This is a genomic window from Alteromonas sp. ABV4_515 (genome assembly GCF_056160345.1).
This window is the reverse complement of sequence record NZ_JBSWWZ010000003.1, coordinates 359,585-385,427: the sequence shown is the minus strand read 5'-3', so window position 1 is coordinate 385,427 and position 25,843 is coordinate 359,585. Positions and strand designations below refer to the sequence as shown.

The window sequence follows — 25,843 nt, the reverse complement described above, 5'->3', positions numbered from 1 at the left end:
TACCGGAGTGCAGATAAATGATTCGCGCTGATCTTTTCAACATCGCTACCAGCGGCGTAAATGCCAGCAGTCAGCTACTGAACTCTACCTCGAACAATATTGCCAACGTGAATACCGAAGGCTACGTGCGAGAAAGAACGGTATTTGAAAGCACAACACTTGGCGGCGTTGGTCGGGGAACGACTGAGCGGGTTATCAGCATCTTTGCGCAAAATCAGCTGCGTCGCGACACTACCTCGGTGGGTGAGCTGGAAACCTTCGTTGAAAAAACCGCGTCGTTGGATAATTTGCTCGCCGGCGAAGCCAATTCTATTGCCAATGGGCTCAGCGAGTTTTTTGCCGCCATACAAACTGCTTCCGATGACCCAACAAATCTGGCGTCCAGAGAGGCCGTGCTAGGTAAAGCAACAAGCATGGTGGCGCGGCTTAATTCCATTTCAGACTTTATGGAAGCGAAAGAAGAAGAGCTGAATCTGGAATTTACCAGTCAGGTTGAGCGCGCCAATAGCTTGATCACAAATATCGGTGAATTGAATGTTGCCATTGTCACTGCGAAAGGTGGCAGTAACTCTGAGCCAAGTGCACTGCTCAACGAACGTGACAAGGCCATAAACGAACTCGCGGAACTCATGTCTATCGAGGTGCGAGAAAATCAATATGGCGCTTCGGTAATTAACTTATCTTCCGGCGAATCATTGGTTCTTGAGAATGGCGACTTCAACGTATTTGAACTGGGGAACGACGCCGATCTCAATTTCAAAGAGTTGCAGTTGGCTACCCATTTCAATTCTCAAACCAAATCCGAAACGGCAATAAATATCAACGAAGCCTCTGTGGGTGGTTCGTTGGGCGGGCTCTTTCGTTTTCGTGATGAAATTTTGGGTCCAGCCCAGCGGGACGTAGGGCAAATAGCCCTGGCGATGGCTGATGCTGTTAACTCTCAAAATAAATTGGGAATGGATTTAGATCTTCAGCTTGGTGGCGATATTTTTGCTATTCCCGAGTTTACCGGACTGAACTACACCGGTACGCCCGATAATTTGCCCGTTAGTGGCCGAATCATTCCGGGGCAGGGCAGCGACATTACTGATGCCGACTATAAAATTACCGTTGATGCGGTAAATGGTAGTGGTTACCCCACTTCTGTCACCCTCACCATGATCAACAGCGACGGTACGCCGAAAAAGCTGGCCGACGGCAGTGACGCCATCTTCCCGTCTATAGCCATTAATGCCGGCTATAACGACTTGCCTGGTGGGATTCAAATTGAGTTTCAATCTGCGTCCGGACACAGCGTTGGGAATGAATTTCTGATCCAGCCCACCAAGTATGTGGCTTCTGATATTGCGCTTGCCACCGAACGCCCGGAAGATCTGGCGTTTGCAGCCCCTATACGTGCTGAAGCCAGTTTATCCAACTTAGGTGATGCGCAGGTTAAGCAAGTCACCGTGTCTAATACGGTGGTGGACGCCGCGCTTGGTAGCGAAGCCTCAGCATTCGATGGTGCGGGTGGTATTCATAATGCAGCCAACGCGCCAGGCGGCACAGTTGGTGCACCTGCGCAAATTGTATTCACGTCGGCAACGGATTTTCAGGTTCTTGATGCCGCTGGCGCGGTTATCACCAACGTGTCAGGGGTAACAGACTACGACAACCTTTTAGCTCAGGCGGAAGCCACGGGTAGTGGTCCAGCATGGCCGGCTGCGTTCAGTGCACTTGATGATTACCCTGGTTATGATGTGAGTTTGTCAGGCGTACCGGTACCTGGCGATAGCTTCAACCTCACCTATAATACAGATGGTGTGGCAGACAACACCAATGCGGAAGTACTGGCTGGATTGCAACGGGAAGGCTTGGTACAACTAAGTGCCGACAGCAGTAACAAAACCCGGACATTCCATGATGCTTATTCGTCTTTGATTGGTCGCGTTGGCGAAAAAACCGCCACGGCAGAAATTTCTTTGGAAGCTGCCGAAGCCATGAAAGTACAGTCTGAAACCTGGTTTGATTCCGTTTCTGGTGTGAGTCTCGATGAAGAAGCGGCAAACCTGGTGCGTTATCAGCAATCTTACGCTGCGGCGGCAAGGATCCTGACAACGGCACAAGATTTATTCGACACGATTTTGTCGGTAGTGAGGTAGTGTAAAAATGCGTATTTCTACCAATCAGATTTATGATCAAAACATCCGTGCGATCATGGAAAACCAAAAGCAGCTCACGGCAACCCAGGAATCGCTGTCTACCGGTAATAAGCTTAACCGTCCAAGTGATGACCCCGTAGGTGCAGCCAGTGTGGTGCGACTTACTGAGCAACTCGATAAAATCACGCAGTATCAACGTAACAACGATCTACTTACCAACGCATTAGAAGAGCAGGAAGCCGTGCTCAACAACATGTCGGAGTCGTTACGTCGCGCCCGAACGCTGGTGGTGCAGGCAGGTAACGGTATTTTATCTGAGGAAGACCAAGGGGCTATCGGTAAAGAGTTAGAGCAGATCCGCAACGAAGTACTTGATTTGATGAACACCCAGGATGCCTCGGGCAATTTTATCTTTGCGGGTTATCAATCACAGCAGCAAGCGTTTACATTTAACCCGGCCGCATCCGGTAACGCCATAACGTTCTCAGGTGATTCAGGCACCACATCCGTGAAGCTTTCTGACAGCGTTACTGTTCAGCGCAGTTCATCGGGACTCGAAGTGTTCGAGAACGTTTTTGCTCGTCATAACTTTTCTGTTACAGGGTCAAGTGCGGGGGCAAACGTAACTACAGCGAAAGTGGCGGAGCAGGGTACCTTCGATCAGTTCTTCGACAACAACTATGATGCCGTTACACCGGCTAACAATAATTATCAGTTGGAGGTGTTGGGCTCGGGCCAGGTGCAGCTCACTAATTTAGGTACCTCTGCCGTTGTTGGCGCAGTTGATTTCACTTCTGGCGAGCCGTTTACCATTAAGGGAATGACGTTTACGGTTAATGCTACCGTAGGGGAAACCGTAGACTTTTCATTGAATACTCCAGAAAAGAAAAACGTTGCCGAAACCTTAAATGACATTGCCAACCAACTCATGGACGACTCGTTAAACGGAGATGCATTGGAAAGTGCCCTGGCAGACGCTTTGGTAGGATTAGATAATGGCATGGAAACCATCAATCTGGAGCGCTCCTCTCTTGGCGGCAGGCTGAATATTGCTGAGTCTATTTACGAAACCAATCTCGATTTAGAACTGACTGCCAAAGATGCCAAAGCGAACATTGTTGAGACCGATTATGCTGAAGCCTCAACGGAATTTGCTAAGCAAGAAGCGGCATTAAGCGCGGCTCTGGCCACCTTCCCAAGAGTATCCGGCCTTTCACTGTTTGATTACATTGGCTAATGTTTCTACACCGGTGACGTGAGCGAAGTAGACGCGCGTTTGGTTGTCCTGATGGCTTGAATAATAGCTGATAAATAGGTCATCTCCCAGCAAGACCAGCCCAGGATAACTGTTGTCACCGGCACTAGGTAGTGTGAGACATTCGCTTAGCTGCGTTGTAGATTTATTCAACAACCATATTTGGGTGACAAAAGTGTCACCATTCCATTTCCTGCCTGCCACGAGAAAGTGTTCTTTGCCTAGCGGCAACATGGCAGGACCGCCAATGTACTCACCAAGATCCTGCCACTGCCAACGATGATACGGCGGTTTACTTATGCCAAATTGGGCACTGAAAGAATCGGCGTCGCGACGAACAAGGGCGTTAATTACGCCGTTATTATCAATAACCAAATCACTTTCATTTGGATAGCCCAATCCGTCTCTTTCCAAACTAAGAGCGGCAACTGGATGCCGGTAAAATCGGCGTTGCGGATGGCCCTGAAATAAGTCCAGTCGATTGGCTTTACGATTATAAGCCAGCCCTAGCGCCGTATTGTTGTGCCAGGCAATACGCCACAGCCACCAACCATGTTCGCCAAACCGGTTCTGTGATGACCAATATCTGCCATTGTCTGAAAACCAACTCAACATAGACGTTTTTACCTTCGAGCCGTCACTCTTTACTTGGCGACAGTAGGCTATCAGCCAAATCTTGCCATTATCGTCGATAGACAGTTTTGGATCGCGCAAGTCTGTCTGCGGAAAACTGAGTGTTTGCCGGAAAAGGCGTTTGCCGTTTTTACATAGCTTCACTACATCAATGCTGCCATCGCCACTCACGTGATTGGCTGCACGACGGTAACAGCATAAAAAACCATCATCCAGTGCGATTAAATCGGTAAAAGCACAGTGAGCAGCCAGAGATGAAACGCGCTGAAGTTGATGGAGTTGTAAAATATTTCTCATATTAAAATTTTCATAAAACCAATATGTTAACCAAGTATAGGCGGCAATAGTCTGCCGCTCCACGGCAATTTTTAGTGATTTATATTAAAGGGATTAAAGTCTAAGTCGATAACACTACTGAGAGAGCCAGTTCATCAATTACCCCTCAGGTTTTGGTGACTACTATTTGTAATCGCCGGTAGTTCCGGCAGCCAGCTCTGCTGGACTGAGAGTGTAGGAGAGACTTTATGTCTATGTTCGTGAATACCAATGTATCCTCACTGAATGCGCAACGTCAGCTTTTTGATGTTAGTAATTCTCTGAGCACGTCTTTCGAACGTTTATCCTCGGGCTTCCGCATTAACAGCGCTGCTGATGATGCCGCAGGTCTTCAGATAACCGATCGAATGACTTCACAAGTACAAGGTCTTAACCAGGCCGTACGAAATGCCAATGATGCAATTTCATTATCGCAAACTGCTGAAGGGGCATTATCAGAAACCACCACCGCACTTCAACGTATTCGTACGCTGGCAGTACAGTCACAAAACGGTATTAACAGCTCAGCTGACCGTGTTGCACTGCAAAAAGAAGTCTCTGCGTTACGTACAGAAATCTCACGTATTTCGACCACAACGCAGTTTGCCGGTGTAAACATTCTTAGTGGTGACTTTTCTGCTAAGTTCCTGGTGGGCGCAAACGCTGGTCAGACTATTTCTGTAAACCTGTCGTCGCCTTCGCTAACGCGTGCAGGTGTGCAAGGTTTCAGCGCAACGGGTCTGGGCATTACCGGCTCTGATGTGGATGTTCTAACAACCAGTAACGCATCCGGCATGATGGCAAAAATCGATACCGCTATTTCTGCTATCGGTGGTCTGCGTGCCGATTTAGGTGCACTGCAAAACCGTTTCCAGTCAACCATTCGTAACCTGAGCAACATTTCAGAAAACGTTTCTGCTGCACGTTCTCAGATTAAAGATACTGACTTTGCTACTGAAACAGCAAACCTGACCCGTAACCAGATCCTTCAGCAGGCAAGTACAACCGTACTGTCACAGGCTAACCAGCGTCCTCAGGCCGCATTGCAGCTGCTGGGTTAAGCGTTAACGGGAAAAGCCAGGAGGTAGTGCTCTAGCTGCATTCCTTAGCAAGTAAGAGTCGGTATATATCGGCGTCAAAAATGCCTGATGGTTCTCATCGGGCTTTTTTATTATGCGGCAAGTGGTTTTACGCTCATCACAACTCACAACTCACAACTCACAACTCACAACTCACAACTCACAACTCACAACTCACAACTCACAACTCACAATTGCAGAATGCTGCGTGCGCGCTGTGTGTATACGAAATCGACTTAGCTAATTTATAACGAGCTCCACGTGCACGCAGTCTCATCAACACGCGAGAATGCTTTGCTAGAAGCAATATCCGTAATGCTTTCTGCGCAGTCATTCACCGGGAAAACGATATTTAATGGGCGTTTTAGTAGGAGTTACAGTAAATAGAGTCCGACTAAATTGCAAAAAATGTCAGCCAAGCGCTTCTCTTCGTTTCTTGTTCAAGTTTTAAGTTGTTGAATTTTTTAGTAAATATATATCCTCCAATATTCCTTTAAAAATTTAAAAAAAAGCTAAAGGATTTTCCCGATTATGACGATAACTATTACAAAGGGAATGAATGATGTTTATTCATTTAGTAAAAGCTTAAAAAGTAGTGCTGGTGGAAGTTTTTTTAAGCTTAAATGCCTGGTTAATTTTATGTTGATAGTAATTTAATTGTTTACTTTCAGATATTTAGTTAACGATTGTTGTGTTTGTGACTGGTTTGAAGTTGAAACGGTAACAATAGAGGGTATTAGCGGTTATCAAAGAAGGAGCTGCTGACAGGCGAGAATGAAGCCAGGAGGTAGTGAGAGGTTTGAGGTCTGGAACGACAAACCCGCCAGCCAGCATAGAGAAGTCACTTCTCTACTTAGCAAGTTTTACCGGTAGTGTGCCGGAAAAACGTCAGAGAAACTCTGACACATTGAAGGTAGCACTAACCGTGCCAACAAATTTACATCGCGCAACCTATAAAAATAATAGCGCAAACACTTTGAACTGTTAGGAGAGACCCCATGAGTCTATTTGTTAATACCAACGTGTCATCTATAAATGCACAACGTCAATTATTTACCACTGGTAACAATCTGAGTACTGCATTCGAACGCCTGTCTTCAGGCTTTAGAATCAATTCAGCAGCAGATGATGCCGCTGGCCTTCAGATTACCGACCGTATGACTTCTCAGATTCAGGGTCTGAACCAGGCTGTTCGCAACGCCAACGACGGCATCTCTCTTGCTCAGACAGCAGAAGGCGCAATGGCAGAAACCACCACTGCGCTGCAACGTATTCGTACACTGGCGATTCAGTCTCAAAACGGTATCAATAGTTCTGCAGACCGCCTTGCACTGCAAAAAGAAGTGTCTGCACTGCGTACAGAAATCTCACGAATTTCTACGACCACGCAATTTGCTGGTGTGGATATTCTGAAAGGTGACTTCTCTGCTAAGTTTTTGGTCGGCGCAAACGCGGGTCAAACTATCTCAGTGAATTTATCTACTAATGCGCTTGGACGAGCTGGCGTAAATGGTTTTAGCGCAACTGGCTTGGGCATCGTGAGTGATGACGTATTAACAGAGCAGGGTGCATCGCGATTACTCACCGCTGTAGATAAAGCCGTATCGGCAATTGGTGGATTACGCGCAGACTTAGGTGCGCTTCAGAACCGTTTCCAATCAACGATTAGAAACCTGAGCAACATTTCTGAAAACGTATCAGCGGCAAGATCACGTATCAAAGATGCAGACTTTGCCACCGAGACGGCAGAACTGAGCCGCAACCAAATCCTGCAACAAGCAAGTACCACTATTCTTGCGCAGGCAAACCAGCGTCCACAAGCAGCTTTATCACTGTTAGGATAATCTGAAAGAGGTATTTTCTCGGGACGGAGTTGAGAGGCCATTCCCCGATAAGAAGGTTAGCGGCCGAGAGGCCGCTCCTTGAAGAAAGTGCCGACTAACAGGACTAAGAGTGTAGAAGAGTTGGTTGAGAGGCCAGTTTATCCTACTAAACACCTGCCAGCCGACAGTAACTGAATTTGCTCAATCTCCTAACGTGAGCAAATTGGCCGGGATTTTATGTCTCGGCCTTTTTTTAATTCTTGCCGAAAACCTTGCCAATTGAATCTACAGATTGAGCAAATCTGACGTTCACCTAAACCAAAGCACTTCGCGTGCCAGTTTTCAATTTACCGCCCACTTTTCAAAACACCGCGTTTTGGTGGTTGAATGCTTTTTGTTATATGCCAGAGTCGTTCAACAAACAACCTCCTGTTTTAGACTTTTCTTGCTTTTCCTTTCGCAGAACTCAAAAAAGATGAAATTAAAATTGTTTTAAAACAATGGCTTAAGTCTTTTCTTTTGTGGTGCGAAAAAAAAATCGAAAAAAAGCTAAAGATCCTAAAGACTTTGCCGATACCTATTGTTGAGGGGTAATTTACTTTACTTTTAAGAGAGGGGTTAGACGGGAGTAGTGACCTGTCTAATTTGAACTGGAAGGGTTTGATGATACCACATAGGCCATTGAATCCCTAGGAGGTTATTTATGTCTTTGTTTGTAAATACTAATGTTTCATCGATCAATGCGCAGCGTCAGCTTTTTGACGTGAATGATCGTCTGAACACGTCTTTTGAAAGACTATCATCAGGGTTTCGTATTAACAGTGCAGCCGACGATGCTGCTGGCCTGCAAATTTCAGATCGTCTGACATCTCAGGTTCAGGGTTTGAACATGGCTGTACGTAATGCGAATGACGCGATTTCGCTTTCTCAAACAGCAGAAGGTGCATTATCTGAGGTTACAACCAGCTTGCAGCGTATTCGCCAGCTGGCTGTTCAATCGCAGAACGGCATCAACTCGTCGTCTGACCGTAAGGCGCTGCAAAAAGAAGTGTCTGCTTTACGTACTGAAATTTCACGTATCGCCACCACCACACAGTTTGGTAACGTGAAAATTCTTGATGGTAATTTTTCAGCAAAATTTCTGGTTGGTGCCAACGCCGGTCAGACTATCTCTGTGAACCTGTCTTCTACCAATTTGGGTTCAATCAGTGGTTTCAGTGCGACTGGCCTGAATATCACCACTAATAACGTATCAACTGCAGACGGTGCGTCAGCGCTGATGTCCGATGTTGATGCCGCTATTTCTGGTATCGGGGCGGTACGCGCCGACTTAGGTGCATTGCAAAACCGTTTCCAATCGACTATTCGTAACCTGAGTAACATCAGTGAGAATTTGTCTTCTGCTCGTTCGCAAATTCGCGATACAGATTTTGCAACCGAGACCGCTGAATTAACCCGTAACCAAATTATTCAGCAAGCATCGGTTTCTGTGCTGAGTCAGGCAAACCAGCGTCCGCAAACTGCGCTATCTCTGCTCGGATAAGCTATAATATAGTTGTTACCTTAATTGAGATAAACGGGTTACTCGCACATAAGCAAGTACCCGTTAAGACGTTTCAGTAAGGAGGTATTAGGTGGAAATTCAAAATACTCAAATTGGCCAGACATTTGCTTTGAAGACTCAGGCTGCGCCCGTTCAGGCGAGTCCGCTACCTGCTGCCGAGGCATCGTCTGACGGTTCGTCACAAACCAGCGACAAACAACGGACTACTCTCCCAGCTTCTTCGGAATTGCAGAAGGCGACAGAAAATTCTAAGAATTTATCTCAAGCTTCTTCAGCGCAAGCCGATACAGTGTCAGGAGAGGAAAATGATGTTGAGCTACAGGAAGCGGTAGCTAAGGTTGAATCTTTCCTGAAAGTACAGAATCGGGATTTGGCATTTTCTGTAGATGAAAATACCAGCCGCTCGGTAGTGACCGTAAAAGATTCGACATCTGGAGAAGTCATCAGGCAAATACCTTCGGAAGAAGTGTTAAAGCTTGCTGAACGAATTCAGGATTTACAGCAGGATGTTGGTGACAGCGTAGGAGTGTTTATCAACAACCAGGTTTAGATGGGGTAGGTTATGACAATTCAGTCTCTAGGTGTGGGATCAGGGTTAGCACTCGACGATCTTGTACAACAGTTATTAGCTGCAGAGCGCACGCCGAAAGAGGAGCGCTTGAATGCAAAAGAAGAGCGAATAGAGGCTGAAATCTCAGGACTTGGTCAAATTAAGTCTAAACTTTCCGACTTCAAAGACGCCGTAGATGAATTGCGTAGTGATAACGCCATTAACGGGCGGGAACCTACTATCACCAATCCGTCGGAAGACAACGATGTGTTGTCTGCAGATGCGTCAAACTCAGCTTTACGTGGTACGTATGAAGTTGTCGTTTCCCAGCTTGCAGCGGGAAGTCGCATTACCACTGACGATGGCGCTTTTACCTCTAGCAGTGATTCGGTACTGTCTTCAGGTACCGGTTCACTCACGTTTGATGTGGGCGGTAGCGAGAGTTTTACCGTTGATATCACGGCGGGTATGACACTTACCCAACTTCGTGAAAAAATTAATAAGGCGGAAGATAATTTTGGCGTAACGGCCAATATCATCGACACGGGTACCAGTGCAGGTCCTCGTCTGGTCTTTTCCTCAAGCGAAACCGGTGACGGTAACGATTTGGTTATTACCAACGATACCGGTGCCGCAGAGCTGGACAGACTGTCTACCACCGGCGGTACCAATAACATCAGCGCCGCAAATATTGAGAGTGCCCGAAATGCTATCGCGACCATTGATGGCATTGAAGTGCAAAGTAGTTCAAACGAGTTCGAAAACACCATTCAGAACGTGTCGTTTGAGGTTAACGAAGTTTCTCCTAAAGACGCGGCTGGCGATTTCCTCGCCACCAAATTAAATATTGGTTATGACAAAGAAGGTTTGGATAAAAAAATCCGTGACTTTGTCGATAACTACAATGCGCTCATTGATGAAATCGGCACACTTACCCGTTACGGTGAGTCTGAGCTGGAAGAAGACGGCGCACTGGCAGGTGACTCGTTAATTCGAAGTATCCAAACTGGATTAGCCTCCATCGTGGGCGATAGTGTAAGTGCGTCGGCCTTAGGCGGTTTGTTCCAGATAGGTATTGAATTTAACGACGACGGAAAGCTGGAAATTGGTACTACCGATTATGGCTTAGGTACCGGTGAAGATCGTTTGGAAGATGCGATGGAAGATAACTTCGATGAAATCGCGTCTTTGTTTACCGATTCCGATGAAGGTATTGCCACACGTCTTTACGACTTTGCCAAAGAATATACCTCTTACAGCGGATTGATTAGCTTACGTGAAAGAGCCGTGAAAGATGATCGCGACGAATTGTACGATGAACGGGAAACCCTTGAACTTCGTATGGCCAGCTATGAAAGTATGCTGCGAGATAAATATTTAAACCTTGACCAGACAGTGGCGCAACTGAATCAAACCGGTTCTGCATTGCTCGCGTCATTATAAGTAAAATTGAGTTGGAGTTACTATGTCACTTAAAGGTATAAACGCATATCGCAAAGGCAACCTTAAACAAGATGTTGCCAATGCCGATCCACATAAATTGACACTGATGCTGTTGCAAGGCGCACTGGATCGCGTTGCCTATGCAAAAGGTGCGATGGAGCGTAAAGATCTGGTCAGTAAGGCTGATTATATTTCTAAAGCCAGCGCGATAATCATGCACTTGCGCGATACCCTTGATTTGGAAATTGGTGGTGAAGTCGCAAACAATATGTTCGCACTTTACAATTACATGGTTCAGCTTCTTAACGACGCCCATATCAATAATGACTTGAATATGTTAGGTGAAGTGTCTAGCCTGTTAACACCAATCCGCGATGCGTGGGTACAAATTCCGGAAGCTGCTAAGCAGGAAGCTTACGAGGCCCAACGTCTTAACCGACAAGCTATTTGAAAAATTCGATTCTAAATCATAGCGATACTCCACTATTCTTAAAAGCAGTCAACGCCCGGTTGACTGCTTGCCTAACGCTTTCCAGCGACGACTTTTCCTCTGAGCAATTTCGATACTTATCCCAAATACGCCATAAAGTTATTCTCCGTGCGTTAAGCCGAATGGCGCCAGAACAACGCACTGACTTTGCTAAACAAGAACTAGAAATTAATCGTAAGCTTGAAGAGCTGGCGCAAGGGTTGCTAGGTAATGCAAAAGATGAAGTGGTTAAATATTCCCGGGGTCGGGCTGCCGTTAACAAGTACAAGTAAACATGCTGAACCAAATTCAATTACATATTCATAGCGACGAAGTAGAACAACAAAAGGTGGAAGTCGAGGCGGCGGTGGAGATCAGACGTCGACACCGTGAAGGCATTGACGCCTTTCGCCGAAACATTCCGTCGTTATTGTCGTGTATCAGTAATGAAGCCACCACAAACTCTACCATTCTGTGCAATAAGTTTGGTGAGATAAATATCGTTAATGTTACTAGTGGGCAAGTACTTTACGGGTTGCATCCGGTTGAGGAGGTCTGCGAGCACTTCAGACAAGCTATGGTGCTCGCTGAGCCGGTTCATTTAGTTGAAGATAGTCTTCGAGAGCCCGATGTATTAGTTATTCTGGGATTAGGACTCGGCTATTATTTGCCGAAAATTATTGAAGAGAATAAATTCAAGAATATTGTAATTTATGAGCCCAATGAAGAGCACTTTGTGTGCTCTCTGTCCGCCATTGAATGGCGGGATATTCTGTCGCTGGCAAAAAAGAACGGCATTGGCCTCTTCCTGCAAATTGGGGAAAATGGAAAAAAGCTTGCTGAGAATATCGAAGAGCTGCAGACCCATTTAGGCTGCACCGGTTTCTATTTCTACAAACACCTTAACAATCCGGTATTCGACGAAATTGAATACCGATTAAGAACAGATAGTTGGACTGCGTTTACAAAGTGGAACGCGTCAGTAAGCCAACGTAATCCCATTGTGAACTATGTTCCTCAGTGGACATTCAGGCAATGTAAGCCTGCGGATGATTTTGCGTTAGATACTGCCAAACGAGACACTAACCTTCAGGCATTTAAAAAGTATTTTCCAGATATTTATAAAGAGTTTGCTGATTACAAGCCTGATATCTGGTGTGCGGGATATGACAGTCGAGATAAGCTGAATATTGTTCATCGCAAAACCCGATCTTGGCTGTACCATTACGATGCTGAAACGGCATCGACCGATAGCTTTCAGTGCTTTGAAAAGCATCCGCACAAAGATGGCATAGTGCTGGGGTATAAAGGGAAGAAGCTACGAAACTATCTGCATTATCAAATGGTAATGGAGTGCGAAAAGGTACTCAAGGGCGTTGAAGATGAAACCGGAAATCTGCCGGAGCAAATAAAATCAATCATCTTCTTTGGCATGGCTGCAGGCTTTGAACTTGAGCATTTAATTCACCACTACGATGTTGAAAAGCTGTTCATCTGCGAGCCTAACAAAGACTTTTTCTACGCTTCCTTGTATGCACTCGACTGGGAAGCGATCCTCACCTATTTCTCACAGAAAAAACGTCGCCTATATTTAAATATTGGTGATGACGGTACCAATCTGACGAACGACTTACTGGTACAGTTCCAGTCTATTGGGCCGTATGTCTTGGCGAATACCTATTTTTATCAAAGTTATTACAACGAACATTTGGTGAAGGCTGTATCTCAACTGCGCGAACAGCTTCAAGTGATGATTGCGATGGGCGATTACTTTGATAATGCCCGGTACGGTACATCTCATACCTATGCAGCAATTAAAAAAGGTACGCCGTTTCTGAGAAAAGGCGTAAGCAAAAAGCTCAGTACCGCTGACAAAGATGTGCCTGTATTGATTGTGGGCAACGGCCCATCACTGGATCAATTATTACCACTGTTAAAAGAGGAAGCCGATAAAGCGATTGTTGTTTCCTGTGGTACGGCCTTGCAAACGCTTCATAAACACGGGATCACCCCGGATTTTCACGCTGAAATCGAGGCCAATCGTTCTACTTACGATTGGGCTGTGCGGGTTAACGACCCCGACTATTTAAAATCAATTTCACTGATCAGTTGTAATGGTATACACCCTGACACCTGCAATCTGTACCGAGATGTGTTTCTTGCCTTTAAACAAGGTGAGGCTTCGACGGTATCGATACAAGAAGTTCTTGGGCAGAAAATCTTCGCTGCTCTCGACAATGCTTATCCAACCGTTACCAATTTTGCGGTTAACTTTTTCACAGAAATTGGCTTTTCGCAGTTTTATCTTTTCGGTACCGATTTAGGCTTTGTTGATGAAAATCACCATCACAGTAAAACCTCAGGGTATTACGACGAGAAGGGTCAGGATCTCTACGACTACACAACGGAAAACAATACCAGCTTGGTTATTCCGGGTAATTTCAGGCCATTTGTTAATACCAAATATGAGTTTAAAGTCTCTAAATCCGTGCTTGAAAATACGCTGCAAGGGAAGCGGCTAGATGTGTACAACCTGAATGACGGTGCAAAAATAAATGGTACCCGGCCTTTGCATTCAGAAGATGCCATTGTTATCAGTAATCCTGAGATAAAGCGGCAAGCCCTTAACGCCTTGAAGGAAAATGGTTTTGCAGTATTGAATTTTACTGATTTTGATAACGACTTTTCGGCAAGATTCAATCATGCGCAATTACTTACTGAAATTGATGAATTGATTAGTGCATTACCAGCGCACTTTGCCCAGCGCAGTGACGTTGCCGAATGCATAGAAGAGCAGAGAAATATTCTCGTGGCCTCACTGCTTAGAAAGCGCTCTCTACTTTTCTTTTATTTGAACGGCACACTTAACTATATAAATAGTTCTCTGACTAAAGTGGTCAATTTGCAAAGTGAGACTCGCGCAGTCGAATTAGGTGAGCAACTCGCAGGCGTTTGGAAACGTTACCTTTCTTATATTCGTCAAAGCTTTGAAAATCAGCAGTTTGAATTCGATAACATTACCAGTTTTATGGGTAAGCGTAGAGCGCTGCTGCTAAATCAATGGTTCGAAAATAATCCGGTGCGAGTGAAAACGCACGACGGTGAACCCCTTTGTTCGTACAGTGTTTATCTTCAGATCGCGAACAAGCATTCGAAAGAAAAGGCCCCGTTGGTTTACGTGGCCACCGACATAACTGAACAGAAAGCAGAGTATCCGCATCAGCACCTTATTCAACGTAGGGAAGTTGAACAGGTTGACACATTGTTCCTGAAAACCGGTAATACTGTTTATCTACCAGGGAGCTATAAAACCCCGTTTGCTTCGTCGTCATGTAACGAAGAAACCTGCGTGAACTTTGCGGTACTTGGAATGGCCAGCGGCTTGACGGGTGTCATCATCGTGCCAAAACTGATTTACTGCGAAGACTATGAGCCTGCTGGCGTGGCATATTTGCTTCAAGCGCTTTCTGGCTACCATTGCTACGGAGGCGCGGATTTCCTCATAGTGAGTCAAAAACTACTTAGCGAAACGCAGTTACTACTTAATAGTGGAGACAGGCTGTGTTATTTGCCGGAATTGAAAGCGCTGGATCTTATGGGGCGGAAATTGTCTGCGGATATTTATGAGTCGCGGTTGCTCGATATGGTCGCCAGAGGCATTGAATAAGCGCTTGTTGGACAACGCTGCACAGGGGCCAGTATTGAAATGCAAAGCGAAATAGACTTTGTTATTACTTGGGTCGATGGCAACGATCCTGTTCATAAAGCCAAACGCAAACGCTGGCAGTCCAGGGCGTGGCAAGGTGAGTCGAGAGACGTAGAACAGTCTGTTAGTGATAAACGGTTCGTGCAGCACCGTGAGCTCATTTATTGCCTTCGGTCTATTAAGTACCATGCGCCGTGGTATAGAAAAATCTGGTTGGTGACAGACAACCAAATCCCCGAATTTTTGGACAGCGCCAAGTTAGCCGAAGACAAAATATGTGTCGTAGACCATACGTTACTTTTTAAACATCACCCAGATGCACTCCCCACTTTTAATACGCGGGCAATAGTCAGTCAGCTTGACGTCATTGAAGGCTTGTCAACGCAGTTTATTTACGGCAACGATGATTTTATGTTCGGTAGTGCTGTTAGCCCAGACTTCTTTTTTAACCAAGATAAACCGGTTATCTGGGGGGATTGGCAGCCTGTGTTACCAGCCAATAAGACCACATTGTTTCAGCAGGGGATGATCAATGCAGCCAGAATGGTGGAAGCGGATACCGAGCAATTTATTCACATTAGTCACGGCTTCCAACCCATGGATAAGAATATCATTGGTAAATTAAAGTCTTGTTTTACCGATGCATTTGCTAATAATCTGCAACACAAATTCCGTCACCGAAGCCAGTTTTTGGTTGAATCTCTGCACAATCATTACTGTTATTACAAATTAATGTGTCCTGTGGCGGGTACTGAGCCAATGGTGCACTTCAGTTTTGAACTATGCCGTGAAGGCACGGAAGAAAAGGTTCGCTTATTACTGGATTTGTTTAAAACCGGCGAGCGAAAAATGCTGTGTATAAACGAATATCAGGCACTGGTTGAACGCATGGAGTTTGTAGAAGGCGAGCTTGATAAGCTATGCGGGCCAGCGCTTTTCAGTGAGCATTGACAGCCTGATCAAGTTATCATTTCATGGTTTTTCTATTAGTGCCGATAACCTTGTGATACTTAACTAAACCGGCATGGATTATCTTTTCCAACGCGATCTTCAGATTTATGACTGATACTGATAATAGAAAACAGGTTCTCATTTTACTCTCATCACCTTTTCAATATTGGTGTGCACAGGAGTACTTGTACCAGGCTTCGCTACTTCACTGTGATATTACGGTTATCAACGCGGCCACCTTCTGCCGTCACTCCATGGTTCAAATAAAACGGCTGCATGAAAACTGCTCACGGGTAAAAGAGGTCATCCTGACTATTCCTAAAGCCGGAACGTTAACGTCGCGGATTGCCCCTTATGCTGATTTAGCAAAGCAATTTCTGCACATTAAATTTGACCTTGTTTTAGTGGGTGATCTTCGGCAAATTTGGATGCAAGATATTGCCTGTAGTCTTGATTGCGAAAATATCGTTTTGGTGGACGATGGCGCCGCAACCAATGTGTTTGTGGAAAAACTGATTGGACCGGCAAACTTTAAGTTGCCTGTTTCTATGCACTCGCAGCGCCCCGAACGAAAACAAGAAGCGGCAAACATAAAGCAAGCATTGGGGCTAAACGTGGTGGAAAAGTCGATGACGCTTTTTTCCATTTTTACGTTTCCCCATGATAACCATACGCGGTTAAATCAATTATCGGCATTACGTGCGCGTTTTACGCAAACTGAGAAAAACGATGAATTTCACTTTATTGGTTCGCCTGTGGTGGAAAAAGGCATTCTCGCGGATGACGACTATTACAAAATGATTGAAGATGCGTTGAGAAATAGCCGTGCAGGCATGAAGCCAGTTTATTTCGCGCACAGAGCGGAAGCACTCGAGAGTAAAAAACAAAAGCTGGAAGCATTAGGGTTTTCCGTAGAGTTACACGATGAACCTTACGAATTACTGTGCGCCAGTGCGGGAAGGGTGCCGGCAGAAATAGCGGGTATGCATTCAACTAGCTTATTTAATATGAAAATTCTGTTTGCAGAGCAGATTTCTGCCTCTTGCTACCTGATGAATGAAACGCGGCTTGCCCAATTTGCTACGCAACATTGGGGGAGCGATAAGTTTACGTTAAGAGATCACATAGAATCGATCTATCGTCGCCTCGATGAATTTAATATCGAAGCCAGGCTGGCGAACTAAGTGAGGACACAATGACCAGGAAAGTTGCATTAATTACCGGCGTTACCGGTCAGGACGGTGCATATTTATCGCGGTTTCTACTCGATAAAGGTTACGAGGTACATGGCCTGCGTCGCCGTGCGTCATTGCCAAATCTGGATAGAGTGCATGATCTCGTGGAGCCGCCACAACAGGTTAAAAACGATTTTTACCTGCACTACGGTGACATGAGCGATGCATTGTCGCTGGTCAGATTGATCAACGAAATCCAACCCACCGAAGTTTACAACCTGGCCGCACAGAGTCACGTTCACGTTTCTTTTAATGCGCCGGAGAACACCGCAGACGTCAATGCGCTGGGTACACTAAGGTTACTGGATGCGCTAAGAACGCTGAAAATGGAAGATTCAGTGAGGTTTTATCAGGCGTCTACCAGCGAACTTTACGGAAAAATACAATCTCCACGACAAGATGAAAGCACACCGTTTTATCCGCGCTCTCCCTACGCCACAGCGAAACTCTACGCTTACTGGTCTGTTGTAAATTATCGTGAGTCTTACGGCATGTTCGCGTGTAACGGCGTACTGTTTAATCATGAGTCTAAGTTCAGAGGTAAAACCTTTGTCACCCGAAAAGTGACTTCAACAATCTCTCGTATTGCTTACGGGCTTCAAGATTGTTTGTATTTGGGGAACATTGACGCGCAGCGTGACTGGGGTCATGCAAAAGATTACGTAGAAGCGCAATGGCTGATGCTACAACAACCAGAACCTGATGATTTCGTTATTGCGTCGGGAAGAAAAACCTCCGTGCGCGAATTTGTGGAAATGAGCTTCAAACTGCTCGGTATCACCTTGCGATGGCAGGGCAGTGGCGTTGATGAGATCGGCGTTGTTGAAAATATCGATGCAAGTGTGTTGGAAGAAGCGACCAAAGGCTTTCCACCGGCCCTTCGCATTGACGACACTGTGGTTCGTATCGACCCTTATTATTTCCGTCCAAATGAAGTGGATGTATTGTGGGGCGATGCGAGCAAGGCTGAGCGCGTATTGGGCTGGAAACCTGTTATTGGCTTGCAGGAAATGGTGAGCGAAATGGTTACCCATGATCTGGCGTTATCTCGGGATGAAGCTATTTTGAATAAGCATAGACATGACTAACACCGACTTCATACCTGTATCTCAACCTTTTATCGATGACAGCGCAAAGGCGCTGGTCATGGATTGTTTGGAGTCCGGCTGGATTTCATCTCAGGGCGCGTATGTTACTCAGTTCGAGAATGATTTTGCTGCTTACATAGGTGCAGAATTTGCTATTAGTGTCACCAGTGGAACCGCAGCACTACACTTAGCGCTTCTTGCCATAGGCATCGGCCCGGGCGATGAAGTTATCGTACCGGATCTTACGTTTGCGGCTACAGCGAATGCTGTGCTGCTGTGTGGCGCCAAGCCAGTGCTGTGCGCTATCGATGAGGATACCTGGACCCTCGATGTGCAGGATTGTAAGCAGTTAGTTACCAGCAACACCAAAGCCATTATTCCTGTGCATTTATATGGCAACCCTGCTGATATGAAAGCGATTACCCATTTGGCTGGCGAACATGGTATTACTGTTATTGAAGATTGCGCAGAATCCCTAGGCGCATCGGTGGATGAACAGTACACAGGCACGATGGGGGAAATGGGCTGCTTTAGCTTTTTTGCTAACAAATTGCTGTCTACTGGTGAAGGCGGCATGGTTACCACCAACGACGCTGAATTAGCTAAGAAACTGCGAATTTTACGGGATCACGGCATGGCGCCGGACAAAAAATACTGGCACGACTTTGCCGGGTTAAATTATCGGATGACCAATATTCAGGCGGCAATCGGCGTGTCCCAGTTAGCGTTGCTTGATGAGTTCACTCGCTTGCGCGGTGAACAGGAGAGGCTCTATCGGCAGCATCTGGAAGGGATATCTGGCATTATGTTTAAATCGGTGTTGAGCGGCGCAAAGTCGGTTAACTGGCTAATGTCTATTAGAGTCAATGCCGAAAACAAAAGTGCCGAGGGCTTACGAGCCTGGCTTGCTGAACATCAAGTGGATTCCCGGCCATTTTTCTTTCCGCTTCACGAGCAACCCCCATACCGTGATGAACGTTCGGCCCTGGAAGCGACGAAGAAACTTTCGGATAGCGGATTATCTCTACCCACATTTATTGGCCTTAGTAACGAACAGATAACGCGCATTTGCGATCTGATTAAAAGATATATGGGTCAGGAAGCATAAAACATGACGACATTTTCCCAACAGATAAACATCGCTGACACGGTAATTGGGCCTGAGCAACCGGTTTACATCATCGCAGAAGCTGGCGTTAACCATAATGGTGACATCAATCTAGCGTACAAACTTATCGACGTTGCCGTGAAAGCCGGCGCAAACGCAGTAAAATTTCAATTGTTCGACACCGTCGCCCTAATCCGCAACGATGTAAAAAAGGCCAGTTACCAGGTTCAGGATACGAGCGACCAGCAAAGCCAATATGACATGCTAAAAGCGCTGGAAATTTCACCTCAGCAATGTGAAGCACTGGCGGAATACGCTCGTAGCAGCGGTATTGATTTTATCGTTACGCCCTTCGATGAACCCAGCCTGACGTTTTTACTGTCTTTGCCGCTATCGGCATTAAAAATTTCGTCCACCGATCTGACCAATATTGCTTTTATTGAGCGGGCTGCTCAAGCGCTGGTGCCACTCATATTGTCCACGGGCATGAGTGAGCAGTCTGAGGTTGATGAAGCGATGGCAATGCTTCGGGGTAAGTGTAACGATTTAATTTTATTGCAATGTACGTCAAGTTATCCGGCGCCCGATACAGAGCTCAACCTGCGTGTAATGAATAAATACCAGTCCGACTATGACGTCGTTGTTGGTTACTCTGATCATACTGCTGGCATTGGTGCTTCGCCTTATGCCGTGGCGGCAGGGGCCAGTGTAATTGAAAAACACTTTACGCTGGATAAAAGTCTGCCAGGCCCGGATCACCAAGCGTCGTTGTCTCCTGAGGAATTGGCGTCTTTGGTAAAAGAAATTCGTAAGGTAGAAACCATGATGGGGCGCAGCGTGAAGCGTGTGGAATTATGTGAACGAGAAAACCGGTTATCTCTGCAAAAATGTTTGGTGGCTGCTGAGCCCATTGCGAAGGGAGAATATCTAACTGCACGCAATGTGGTTGCCAGAAGAACCGGTGGCCATGGCATTCCGGCGAAATACATTAACGATGTGATTGGCAAGCAAATGCATTGCGACCTGGCCCTTGGTGATATCATCGATGTCTGAAGCACATCTGGTGATAGCGGGGGCGGGGGGGCACGCTCGCTCCCTGGTGTCTTTGTTGCGCGCCAATAAGCTTGAGCCCCAAGCCATTATAGACGTGCATGCCGCGCCAGGTGAGGTGATCATGGGCATTGCGGTAGTAACGAGTATCGACCATCTCAATCTGGACGGTGAGATAACCACCATCTTGGCCATTGGCGATAATGCCTTGCGTAAAACGAAAGCTAATGATTTAAAAGCTCAGTGTTACACGTTGCCGCTAACCCATCCTTCTTCTTTTATCGATGAATCTGCGGTATTAGGCTGTGCCAGTCAAATTTTTGCGGGCGCCTATGTTGGCCCGCTTGCTGAAGTGGGGCAATTTGCCATAATAAATACCCATGCCGTGATAGAACACGAAGCCAGTGTAGGGGCTTTTTCTCACGTGGCTGTGGGTGCCAAGTTGCTAGGTAGAACGCGAATTGGTGAGTCTTGTTTTATTGGTGCCGGCGCAGTAATAAAAGACGGAATATCAATTTGTGATGGCGTGACGGTGGGCGCAAACAGTTTTGTTAATAAGCCTATTGATGAACCGGGTGTTTACGTCGGCAGTCCCGCAAGGAAACTCAACCGATGAATGGGCAGATTTACATTTCCAGCAGTTGTGTCAACAACCGTAAAATCGCAGACAGCGTGCGGCAACTCGCCGAGCAAGGTTATACCAATATCGAATTATCCGGCGGTACCAACCTTTATCCAAATTGGAAACAAGATCTTCTGAATTTACAATCAGAGTTTGGAATTCAATATCGTTGCCACAACTATTTTCCGCCGCCAGAGGAACACTTTGTACTTAACCTGTCAGCCAGTGATAATGATGTTCGGGCGCGTTCCATTGCCCATGTTCAGCAAGCCATTACGTTGTCTGCTGAGTTAGGGGCAAAGGAGTATGGTGTGCATGCGGGCTTTCGATTTATGCCTGACCACAAAAAGCTTGGGCAGGCTTTTGATTGCGCTCAGCTGCAAAGTGAAGAAGAGGCTATCGCACTTTTCGCGTTAGCCTGGGAAGCGCTTAATAAACAGGCCAAGGATCATGGCGTGAGCTTGTATGTAGAAAATAATGTGCTTTCGAAAGCAAACCGGACAACCTTTGGCAGTGATAATCCTTTTTTAGCCACAGATTCTGCATCAATAGCCCGTTTACAGGATGCCTGTCAGGCTTCGTTGTTGTTAGATGTGGCCCACTTAAAAGTAAGCTGCAACAGTCTGGGGCTTTCGTTTGAAAAAGAGTTAGCGCAATTAGCCCACCTGTCTGACTACCTCCATTTTAGCGACAACGATGGGACTGCAGACACAAATCATGGCGTGCGTGAGGGAACAGCGTTATTCAGTTTATTGCGCAAAGTCGAACTTGCGAATAAAACCATAACCCTTGAAGTTTATGACGGTTCAATTCAAACGAGTTTGAATGCCACATTGGCATTACTTCAACCTGGGATGGCTGATGGATAAGCAGCAAAAAGTACTCGCCATCGTGCCCGCTAGAGCAGGTTCAAAAGGCGTTGTCGACAAAAATATTAGAATACTGCATGGTAAACCTTTGCTGGCGTGGACCATTGAAGCGGCATTAAAAGTCGATGATATTCAAGATGTGGTGTTGTCTACAGATAGCGAACACTATGCGCAAATTGGCAGGGAGTATGGCGCGTGGGTGCCCTTTCTCAGAGAAGCAAAGTTCGCTACAGACGATGCCTCTCTCATGTCGTCAATACAGCATACGCTAGACAGGCTAGCAAAAGAAGGCAAAGCATATGATGTGGTTGTAGTGCTACAACCCACCTCGCCATTAAGAACGGCAAATCACATTCGCGAAGCCCTGACTCTTTTTCGTGCTAAGCCGCAGTCACCTAAGTCTCTCGCTTCAGTTTATGAAGTCAATGCAAAATACCGATGGCTGTTAAGCATCAATGACGAATCACAACTGCGGTTTGTTGATGACAAACTTAACCAGGGAGGGGGATTTAATCGTCAGTCTAATTCTCCTGTATATATGCCAAACGGGGCGATTTTCATTTATCAGACTCAGGCACTTTCAGCACAATATCAACCCAATACTTGTCCGTATGTTATGACGGAAGCGTCATCCCTTGATATTGATACTGTAGATGATTTTCAGTGCGCTGAAGTTCAGTTGAGCCAGATGAGCGTTGATGCAGGCTAACCCCACGTTCTACTAATGTGTTTCAACAGATTGCCGATACAGTGGTTGTCGAATGGTAACCGGAGAGATAGCGCATGAGAAAAATGAGTGTACTTGAAAAACACGGCTTTGCTGGCTTAAACCGTTGGCCTGGCAACGAGCAACTCGCGCAAGAAGATGCTGTTCTCGATTACTTTATGCACGGCTATCTGCCCACTCAATCGATAATCGACAAAGAGACAAACATAACGGCGTTCGGTTCGTGTTTTGCGGGAAATGTGTCTCGCTTTCTGTTGAAACATGGCTACAAAGTGAATGCCCATAGCTGGGACCATAACCTTTCCGACCTCATTCGTATCGATGAAATTATGGTTCACACACCCGCTTTATTGGCACAATTCGAGTGGGCGTTTGAAGACAAGTCACTGGATACGATTTTCATTGGGACCAATGAAGAGAAAGCGCAAACCTACCACAGCCTTGAAATCTGTAAAGACATCATCAAGCAGACAGACTTTTTCATAATCACCTTAGGTTTAACAGAGGCATGGTTCGACAAAGAAAATCAGCAGTACCTTTGGAAGTTCGTGCCGAATAAGAAGCTGGATGCGCAAAGATTCGAAAACCGGTTTGTTTCCTTTGCTGAGAATCTCGACAACCTGAATAAAATCTATTCGTTGATTAAGCGTCATAAACCGGATGCAAAAATTCTGTTTACCTTGTCTCCTATCCCGTTGCTAGGTTCGTATCAAAAGAAATCTGTTATCTGTGCGAATACGTCTTCTAAAGCAACCTTGCGAGCCGTATTGCACGAATTCATGACGCAAAAAGAGGATGACAACTTATTTTATTTTCCGTCTTACGAGCTGATTAATCACTATGTTGATGAGCCGTGGAAGGAAGATAATCGACACATCACCCCCGAAGCCGTTGAAACCATCATGTCTATCTTTGGTCGCTACTATTTAAAGTAAGTGATTGGTGAAACGCTGCTTTTTGCCTGCAGCTCGTGTCCTGAAGTTCAGGTTTGTTCTCTGACTAGGGAGACAATTTGCGGAGAGGCGAGTTGTGGCAAGGTTTCAAATTTAGTGCGTAGCTTTTCGCGCTGAGCAGCATACAGTTCTTTTTCGCTGCGTAACGCCGCCAAAAGTGAATCTACGGTTGTCACGGTTTCACCGGCCACAAAATCATCATCACTCACCAGCGTGTTGCCTCGAAGTTGTAGGTATTGCTGCTTATCGTACTGGAAATAAACAATGGGTTTGTCCGCCAGCAGAAAGTCGTAGGCAATGGAGGAGTAGTCGGTAACCAGTGCGGCAGCATCTGCCAGCCAGGGGTACACATTTTTTCCGCTCGGATAGATATAGATATTCGGATGGTCCGGGAGAGCTTGCAGACAATTCTGCTCTGATAGTCCCATGGCTTCGCCAAATAGACGTGAAATAAACGGGTGGAACTTGAGGATAAAAGCAGCTTTGTTTTGCTCGCACCAGTGATTGATTTTATCCAGATCGAGAGGATATTCATTGTCCCCCCAGTCTCTGTATGTTGGCGCATAAACCACAATGTCGCCATGTCTGGCTCGCACTTGGTTGAGGGTGTCTAGCGACTCTGCATTTATCCAGTCTCGTTGTTCCTGCGTCTGACAGAAGACGTCATTTCTCGGGTACCCCAGATCCAGATATTGTCTTGCGCGAAATATGGTTGGGAAGATATTCAAATTGAACCAGCGGGAACTGGAGATAAATGCCTCATCACAGATGTGCGGGTAATGTATGTTTCCACTCAACGCTTTGTACGGCAGTCCATGCCATAACTGAATGACGGGAATGGCTTTGCGTAACAAAGAGAATGTCTGGCCGGTAAACTCATGATCAACGACAATGCGCCGGGTACAGCACAATCGAAGTAAGGCCGCTATGCTCAACCGCTTGTACAGATCAGTGTCATAATCTAAGGCATCAATCTGTTGCTTAAGGTTTCTGCCCACTAAAAATGCTTCACCTGAGTGGCTTCTTTTATGCTCTCGGTAGGCAAGTAGCATGTTGGTGTCGAAAAAACCTTCAGCGTAATACAGATAGTGTTTTTTGGGTGTGAAGCATCTTACAAACGTAAAGAGGGTGAGCAGTAACGTAAATTTAAATCGCTTAACGTAGTGGGTGAGGGGAACCTGATAGCGCGAAAACACAACATCTTCATTGTCGTTCTGGTTTTCAATGATCACTAAAGAAGACTTTGCAAAACCTTTATCCAGTAGCCCCGCGGCAACCGCTGAGGTATACGACGCCTGATGCAAAACGATTTGGGAGCCCGTCGGAAGATCGTTTTCCGCGTTCACGATATCCTCCGCCTGCTTCAGATTATCCACAAAGCCGACTACCTGATAACCCTGAGCAGAGAGTTGCTTGGCGAGTTCGCGTCCTGCAGGATTTGCTGGCGCAACAAGTAGGGGCGTTTGTTTAGAAATCGATACCATGATGCGTTATGCCGTAGAGCCTGCGTCTACTGTCAACACGGTGCCGGTTACAGATTTGGCGTGCTGACTTAATAAGTAGAGTACTGCCGCTGCTGCATCCTCGGGCGTAGCCAGTTTTCCTAGCGGACTTCGACGTTTCACGCTCTCCAGTTTCTCTCCTTGTAACGACTCAGTCATGTCTGTTTGCATGTAGCCTGGTGCCACACAATTCACGGTAATATTCGCTTTGCCCACCTCTCTGGCAAGCGACCGGGTAAAGCCTTCAAGCGCGGCTTTGCTTGCAGCATAAACACTTAGTCCATTGAATCCTGTGCTGGCAATAATGGATGAAACATTAATGATGCGACCGCCACGATTGAGCATCATGCTTCTTGATAGGTATTTCGCCAGCAGGATAGGGGCTTGCACATTGATATTCAGTAAACTGCTGATTTCACTGTTGTGCATGGTGGCAAGCACGCCATCAAAACCCACGGCAGCATTATTTATCAGCCCGTATGGTCTACCGTAATTAGCAATGATCGTTTTGCAAAGGTGATGAATGTCATCCAGCTCAATCAGATCAAAGGGTTCAAAATGCAGGTCGTCTAAATAGCTTTCTTGCAACCCTTTTAATTCTGCTGACAGGGTTCTGGAAATGGCCACCACACGATAACCCTGCTCAAGACATTGTTTGCAAATTGCCAGTCCTAAACCTCGTCCTGCTCCGGTAACAACCACCAGGGGTTTTGTTTGTTCTGATTTATCCATTGTTGTTTCCGTGTTTTCTAATTTTTAA

General features: G+C 46.1%; 22 protein-coding genes. 19 read left to right on the top strand and 3 right to left on the bottom strand.

Annotation, left to right across the window (positions count from 1 at the left end; all coding sequences use genetic code 11):
• Nucleotides 1-17: 17 nt before the first annotated feature.
• Both flgK and flgL read left to right on the top strand, forming a co-directional pair.
• Nucleotides 18-2,141: a flagellar hook-associated protein FlgK gene (gene flgK, locus ACXAGX_RS09465; RefSeq protein ID WP_474817803.1), complete on the top strand. Its 2,124-nt coding sequence runs from the start codon at nucleotides 18-20 to the stop codon at nucleotides 2,139-2,141.
• Between the two features lie 7 nt (nucleotides 2,142-2,148).
• On the top strand, nucleotides 2,149-3,378 hold the full coding sequence (gene flgL / locus ACXAGX_RS09460; protein ID WP_474817805.1) for a flagellar hook-associated protein FlgL: 1,230 nt from the start codon (nucleotides 2,149-2,151) through the stop codon (nucleotides 3,376-3,378).
• Here flgL and ACXAGX_RS09455 read toward each other — a convergent pair.
• Nucleotides 3,355-4,326, bottom strand: coding sequence for a hypothetical protein (locus tag ACXAGX_RS09455; RefSeq protein WP_474837930.1), 972 nt, complete (start codon nucleotides 4,324-4,326; stop codon nucleotides 3,355-3,357). The genes flgL and ACXAGX_RS09455 overlap by 24 nt on opposite strands.
• A gap of 227 nt (nucleotides 4,327-4,553) precedes the next feature.
• Here ACXAGX_RS09455 and ACXAGX_RS09450 point away from each other — a divergent pair, with 227 nt between their 5' ends.
• From ACXAGX_RS09450 to ACXAGX_RS09370, 17 genes are all read left to right on the top strand, one after another.
• Nucleotides 4,554-5,405 (top strand): flagellin N-terminal helical domain-containing protein, encoded by an 852-nt coding sequence (locus tag ACXAGX_RS09450; protein WP_474817807.1) that lies wholly within the window; start codon nucleotides 4,554-4,556, stop codon nucleotides 5,403-5,405.
• Nucleotides 5,406-6,421: 1,016 nt separating this feature from the next.
• Nucleotides 6,422-7,267, top strand: coding sequence for a flagellin N-terminal helical domain-containing protein (locus ACXAGX_RS09445; protein ID WP_474817808.1), 846 nt, complete (start codon nucleotides 6,422-6,424; stop codon nucleotides 7,265-7,267).
• A 682-nt stretch (nucleotides 7,268-7,949) separates the two neighbouring features.
• Nucleotides 7,950-8,789, top strand: coding sequence for a flagellin N-terminal helical domain-containing protein (locus tag ACXAGX_RS09440; RefSeq protein ID WP_474837929.1), 840 nt, complete (start codon nucleotides 7,950-7,952; stop codon nucleotides 8,787-8,789).
• Between the two features lie 91 nt (nucleotides 8,790-8,880).
• Nucleotides 8,881-9,360: a flagellar protein FlaG gene (locus ACXAGX_RS09435; RefSeq protein ID WP_474817810.1), complete on the top strand. Its 480-nt coding sequence runs from the start codon at nucleotides 8,881-8,883 to the stop codon at nucleotides 9,358-9,360.
• 12 nt (nucleotides 9,361-9,372) lie between these two features.
• On the top strand, nucleotides 9,373-10,803 hold the full coding sequence (fliD, locus tag ACXAGX_RS09430; protein WP_474817811.1) for a flagellar filament capping protein FliD: 1,431 nt from the start codon (nucleotides 9,373-9,375) through the stop codon (nucleotides 10,801-10,803).
• Between the two features lie 22 nt (nucleotides 10,804-10,825).
• Nucleotides 10,826-11,254: a flagellar export chaperone FliS gene (fliS, locus tag ACXAGX_RS09425; RefSeq protein ID WP_070127064.1), complete on the top strand. Its 429-nt coding sequence runs from the start codon at nucleotides 10,826-10,828 to the stop codon at nucleotides 11,252-11,254.
• A 161-nt stretch (nucleotides 11,255-11,415) separates the two neighbouring features.
• A complete protein-coding gene (locus tag ACXAGX_RS09420; RefSeq protein WP_474817812.1) occupies nucleotides 11,416-11,565 on the top strand; it encodes a hypothetical protein in 150 nt (49 codons plus the stop codon).
• 2 nt (nucleotides 11,566-11,567) lie between these two features.
• Nucleotides 11,568-14,939 (top strand): motility associated factor glycosyltransferase family protein, encoded by a 3,372-nt coding sequence (locus ACXAGX_RS09415; protein ID WP_474837927.1) that lies wholly within the window; start codon nucleotides 11,568-11,570, stop codon nucleotides 14,937-14,939.
• Between the two features lie 39 nt (nucleotides 14,940-14,978).
• On the top strand, nucleotides 14,979-15,929 hold the full coding sequence (locus ACXAGX_RS09410; RefSeq protein WP_474837925.1) for a stealth family protein: 951 nt from the start codon (nucleotides 14,979-14,981) through the stop codon (nucleotides 15,927-15,929).
• A 185-nt stretch (nucleotides 15,930-16,114) separates the two neighbouring features.
• A complete protein-coding gene (locus tag ACXAGX_RS09405) occupies nucleotides 16,115-17,113 on the top strand; it encodes a hypothetical protein (protein WP_474837923.1) in 999 nt (332 codons plus the stop codon).
• Nucleotides 17,114-17,124: 11 nt separating this feature from the next.
• Nucleotides 17,125-18,252, top strand: a complete 1,128-nt coding sequence (gmd, locus tag ACXAGX_RS09400; protein ID WP_474837921.1) for a GDP-mannose 4,6-dehydratase — start codon at nucleotides 17,125-17,127, stop codon at nucleotides 18,250-18,252.
• The gene (locus ACXAGX_RS09395) at nucleotides 18,245-19,360 is read left to right on the top strand and encodes a DegT/DnrJ/EryC1/StrS family aminotransferase (protein ID WP_474837919.1); all 1,116 of its coding nucleotides are present in this window, start codon (nucleotides 18,245-18,247) and stop codon (nucleotides 19,358-19,360) included. The genes gmd and ACXAGX_RS09395 overlap by 8 nt, the downstream gene beginning before the upstream one ends.
• Nucleotides 19,361-19,363: 3 nt before the next feature.
• The gene (locus ACXAGX_RS09390) at nucleotides 19,364-20,413 is read left to right on the top strand and encodes an N-acetylneuraminate synthase family protein (protein ID WP_474817818.1); all 1,050 of its coding nucleotides are present in this window, start codon (nucleotides 19,364-19,366) and stop codon (nucleotides 20,411-20,413) included.
• The gene (locus tag ACXAGX_RS09385) at nucleotides 20,406-21,026 is read left to right on the top strand and encodes a NeuD/PglB/VioB family sugar acetyltransferase (RefSeq protein WP_474837917.1); all 621 of its coding nucleotides are present in this window, start codon (nucleotides 20,406-20,408) and stop codon (nucleotides 21,024-21,026) included. Before ACXAGX_RS09390 ends, ACXAGX_RS09385 begins: the two co-directional genes overlap by 8 nt.
• A complete protein-coding gene (locus tag ACXAGX_RS09380) occupies nucleotides 21,023-21,901 on the top strand; it encodes a sugar phosphate isomerase/epimerase family protein (protein ID WP_474837915.1) in 879 nt (292 codons plus the stop codon). Before ACXAGX_RS09385 ends, ACXAGX_RS09380 begins: the two co-directional genes overlap by 4 nt.
• Nucleotides 21,858-22,610 (top strand): acylneuraminate cytidylyltransferase family protein, encoded by a 753-nt coding sequence (locus ACXAGX_RS09375; protein WP_474837913.1) that lies wholly within the window; start codon nucleotides 21,858-21,860, stop codon nucleotides 22,608-22,610. The genes ACXAGX_RS09380 and ACXAGX_RS09375 overlap by 44 nt, the downstream gene beginning before the upstream one ends.
• Before the next feature lie 74 nt (nucleotides 22,611-22,684).
• On the top strand, nucleotides 22,685-23,563 hold the full coding sequence (locus ACXAGX_RS09370; protein WP_474837911.1) for a GSCFA domain-containing protein: 879 nt from the start codon (nucleotides 22,685-22,687) through the stop codon (nucleotides 23,561-23,563).
• A gap of 47 nt (nucleotides 23,564-23,610) precedes the next feature.
• On the opposite strand, the gene ACXAGX_RS09365 is transcribed toward ACXAGX_RS09370, so the two are convergent.
• Entirely contained in the window at nucleotides 23,611-25,065 is a 1,455-nt protein-coding gene (locus ACXAGX_RS09365; protein WP_474837909.1) for a CDP-glycerol glycerophosphotransferase family protein, read from the bottom strand.
• Nucleotides 25,066-25,071: 6 nt separating this feature from the next.
• A complete protein-coding gene (locus tag ACXAGX_RS09360) occupies nucleotides 25,072-25,815 on the bottom strand; it encodes an SDR family NAD(P)-dependent oxidoreductase (RefSeq protein ID WP_474837907.1) in 744 nt (247 codons plus the stop codon).
• Between the last annotated feature and the right edge of the window lie 28 nt (nucleotides 25,816-25,843).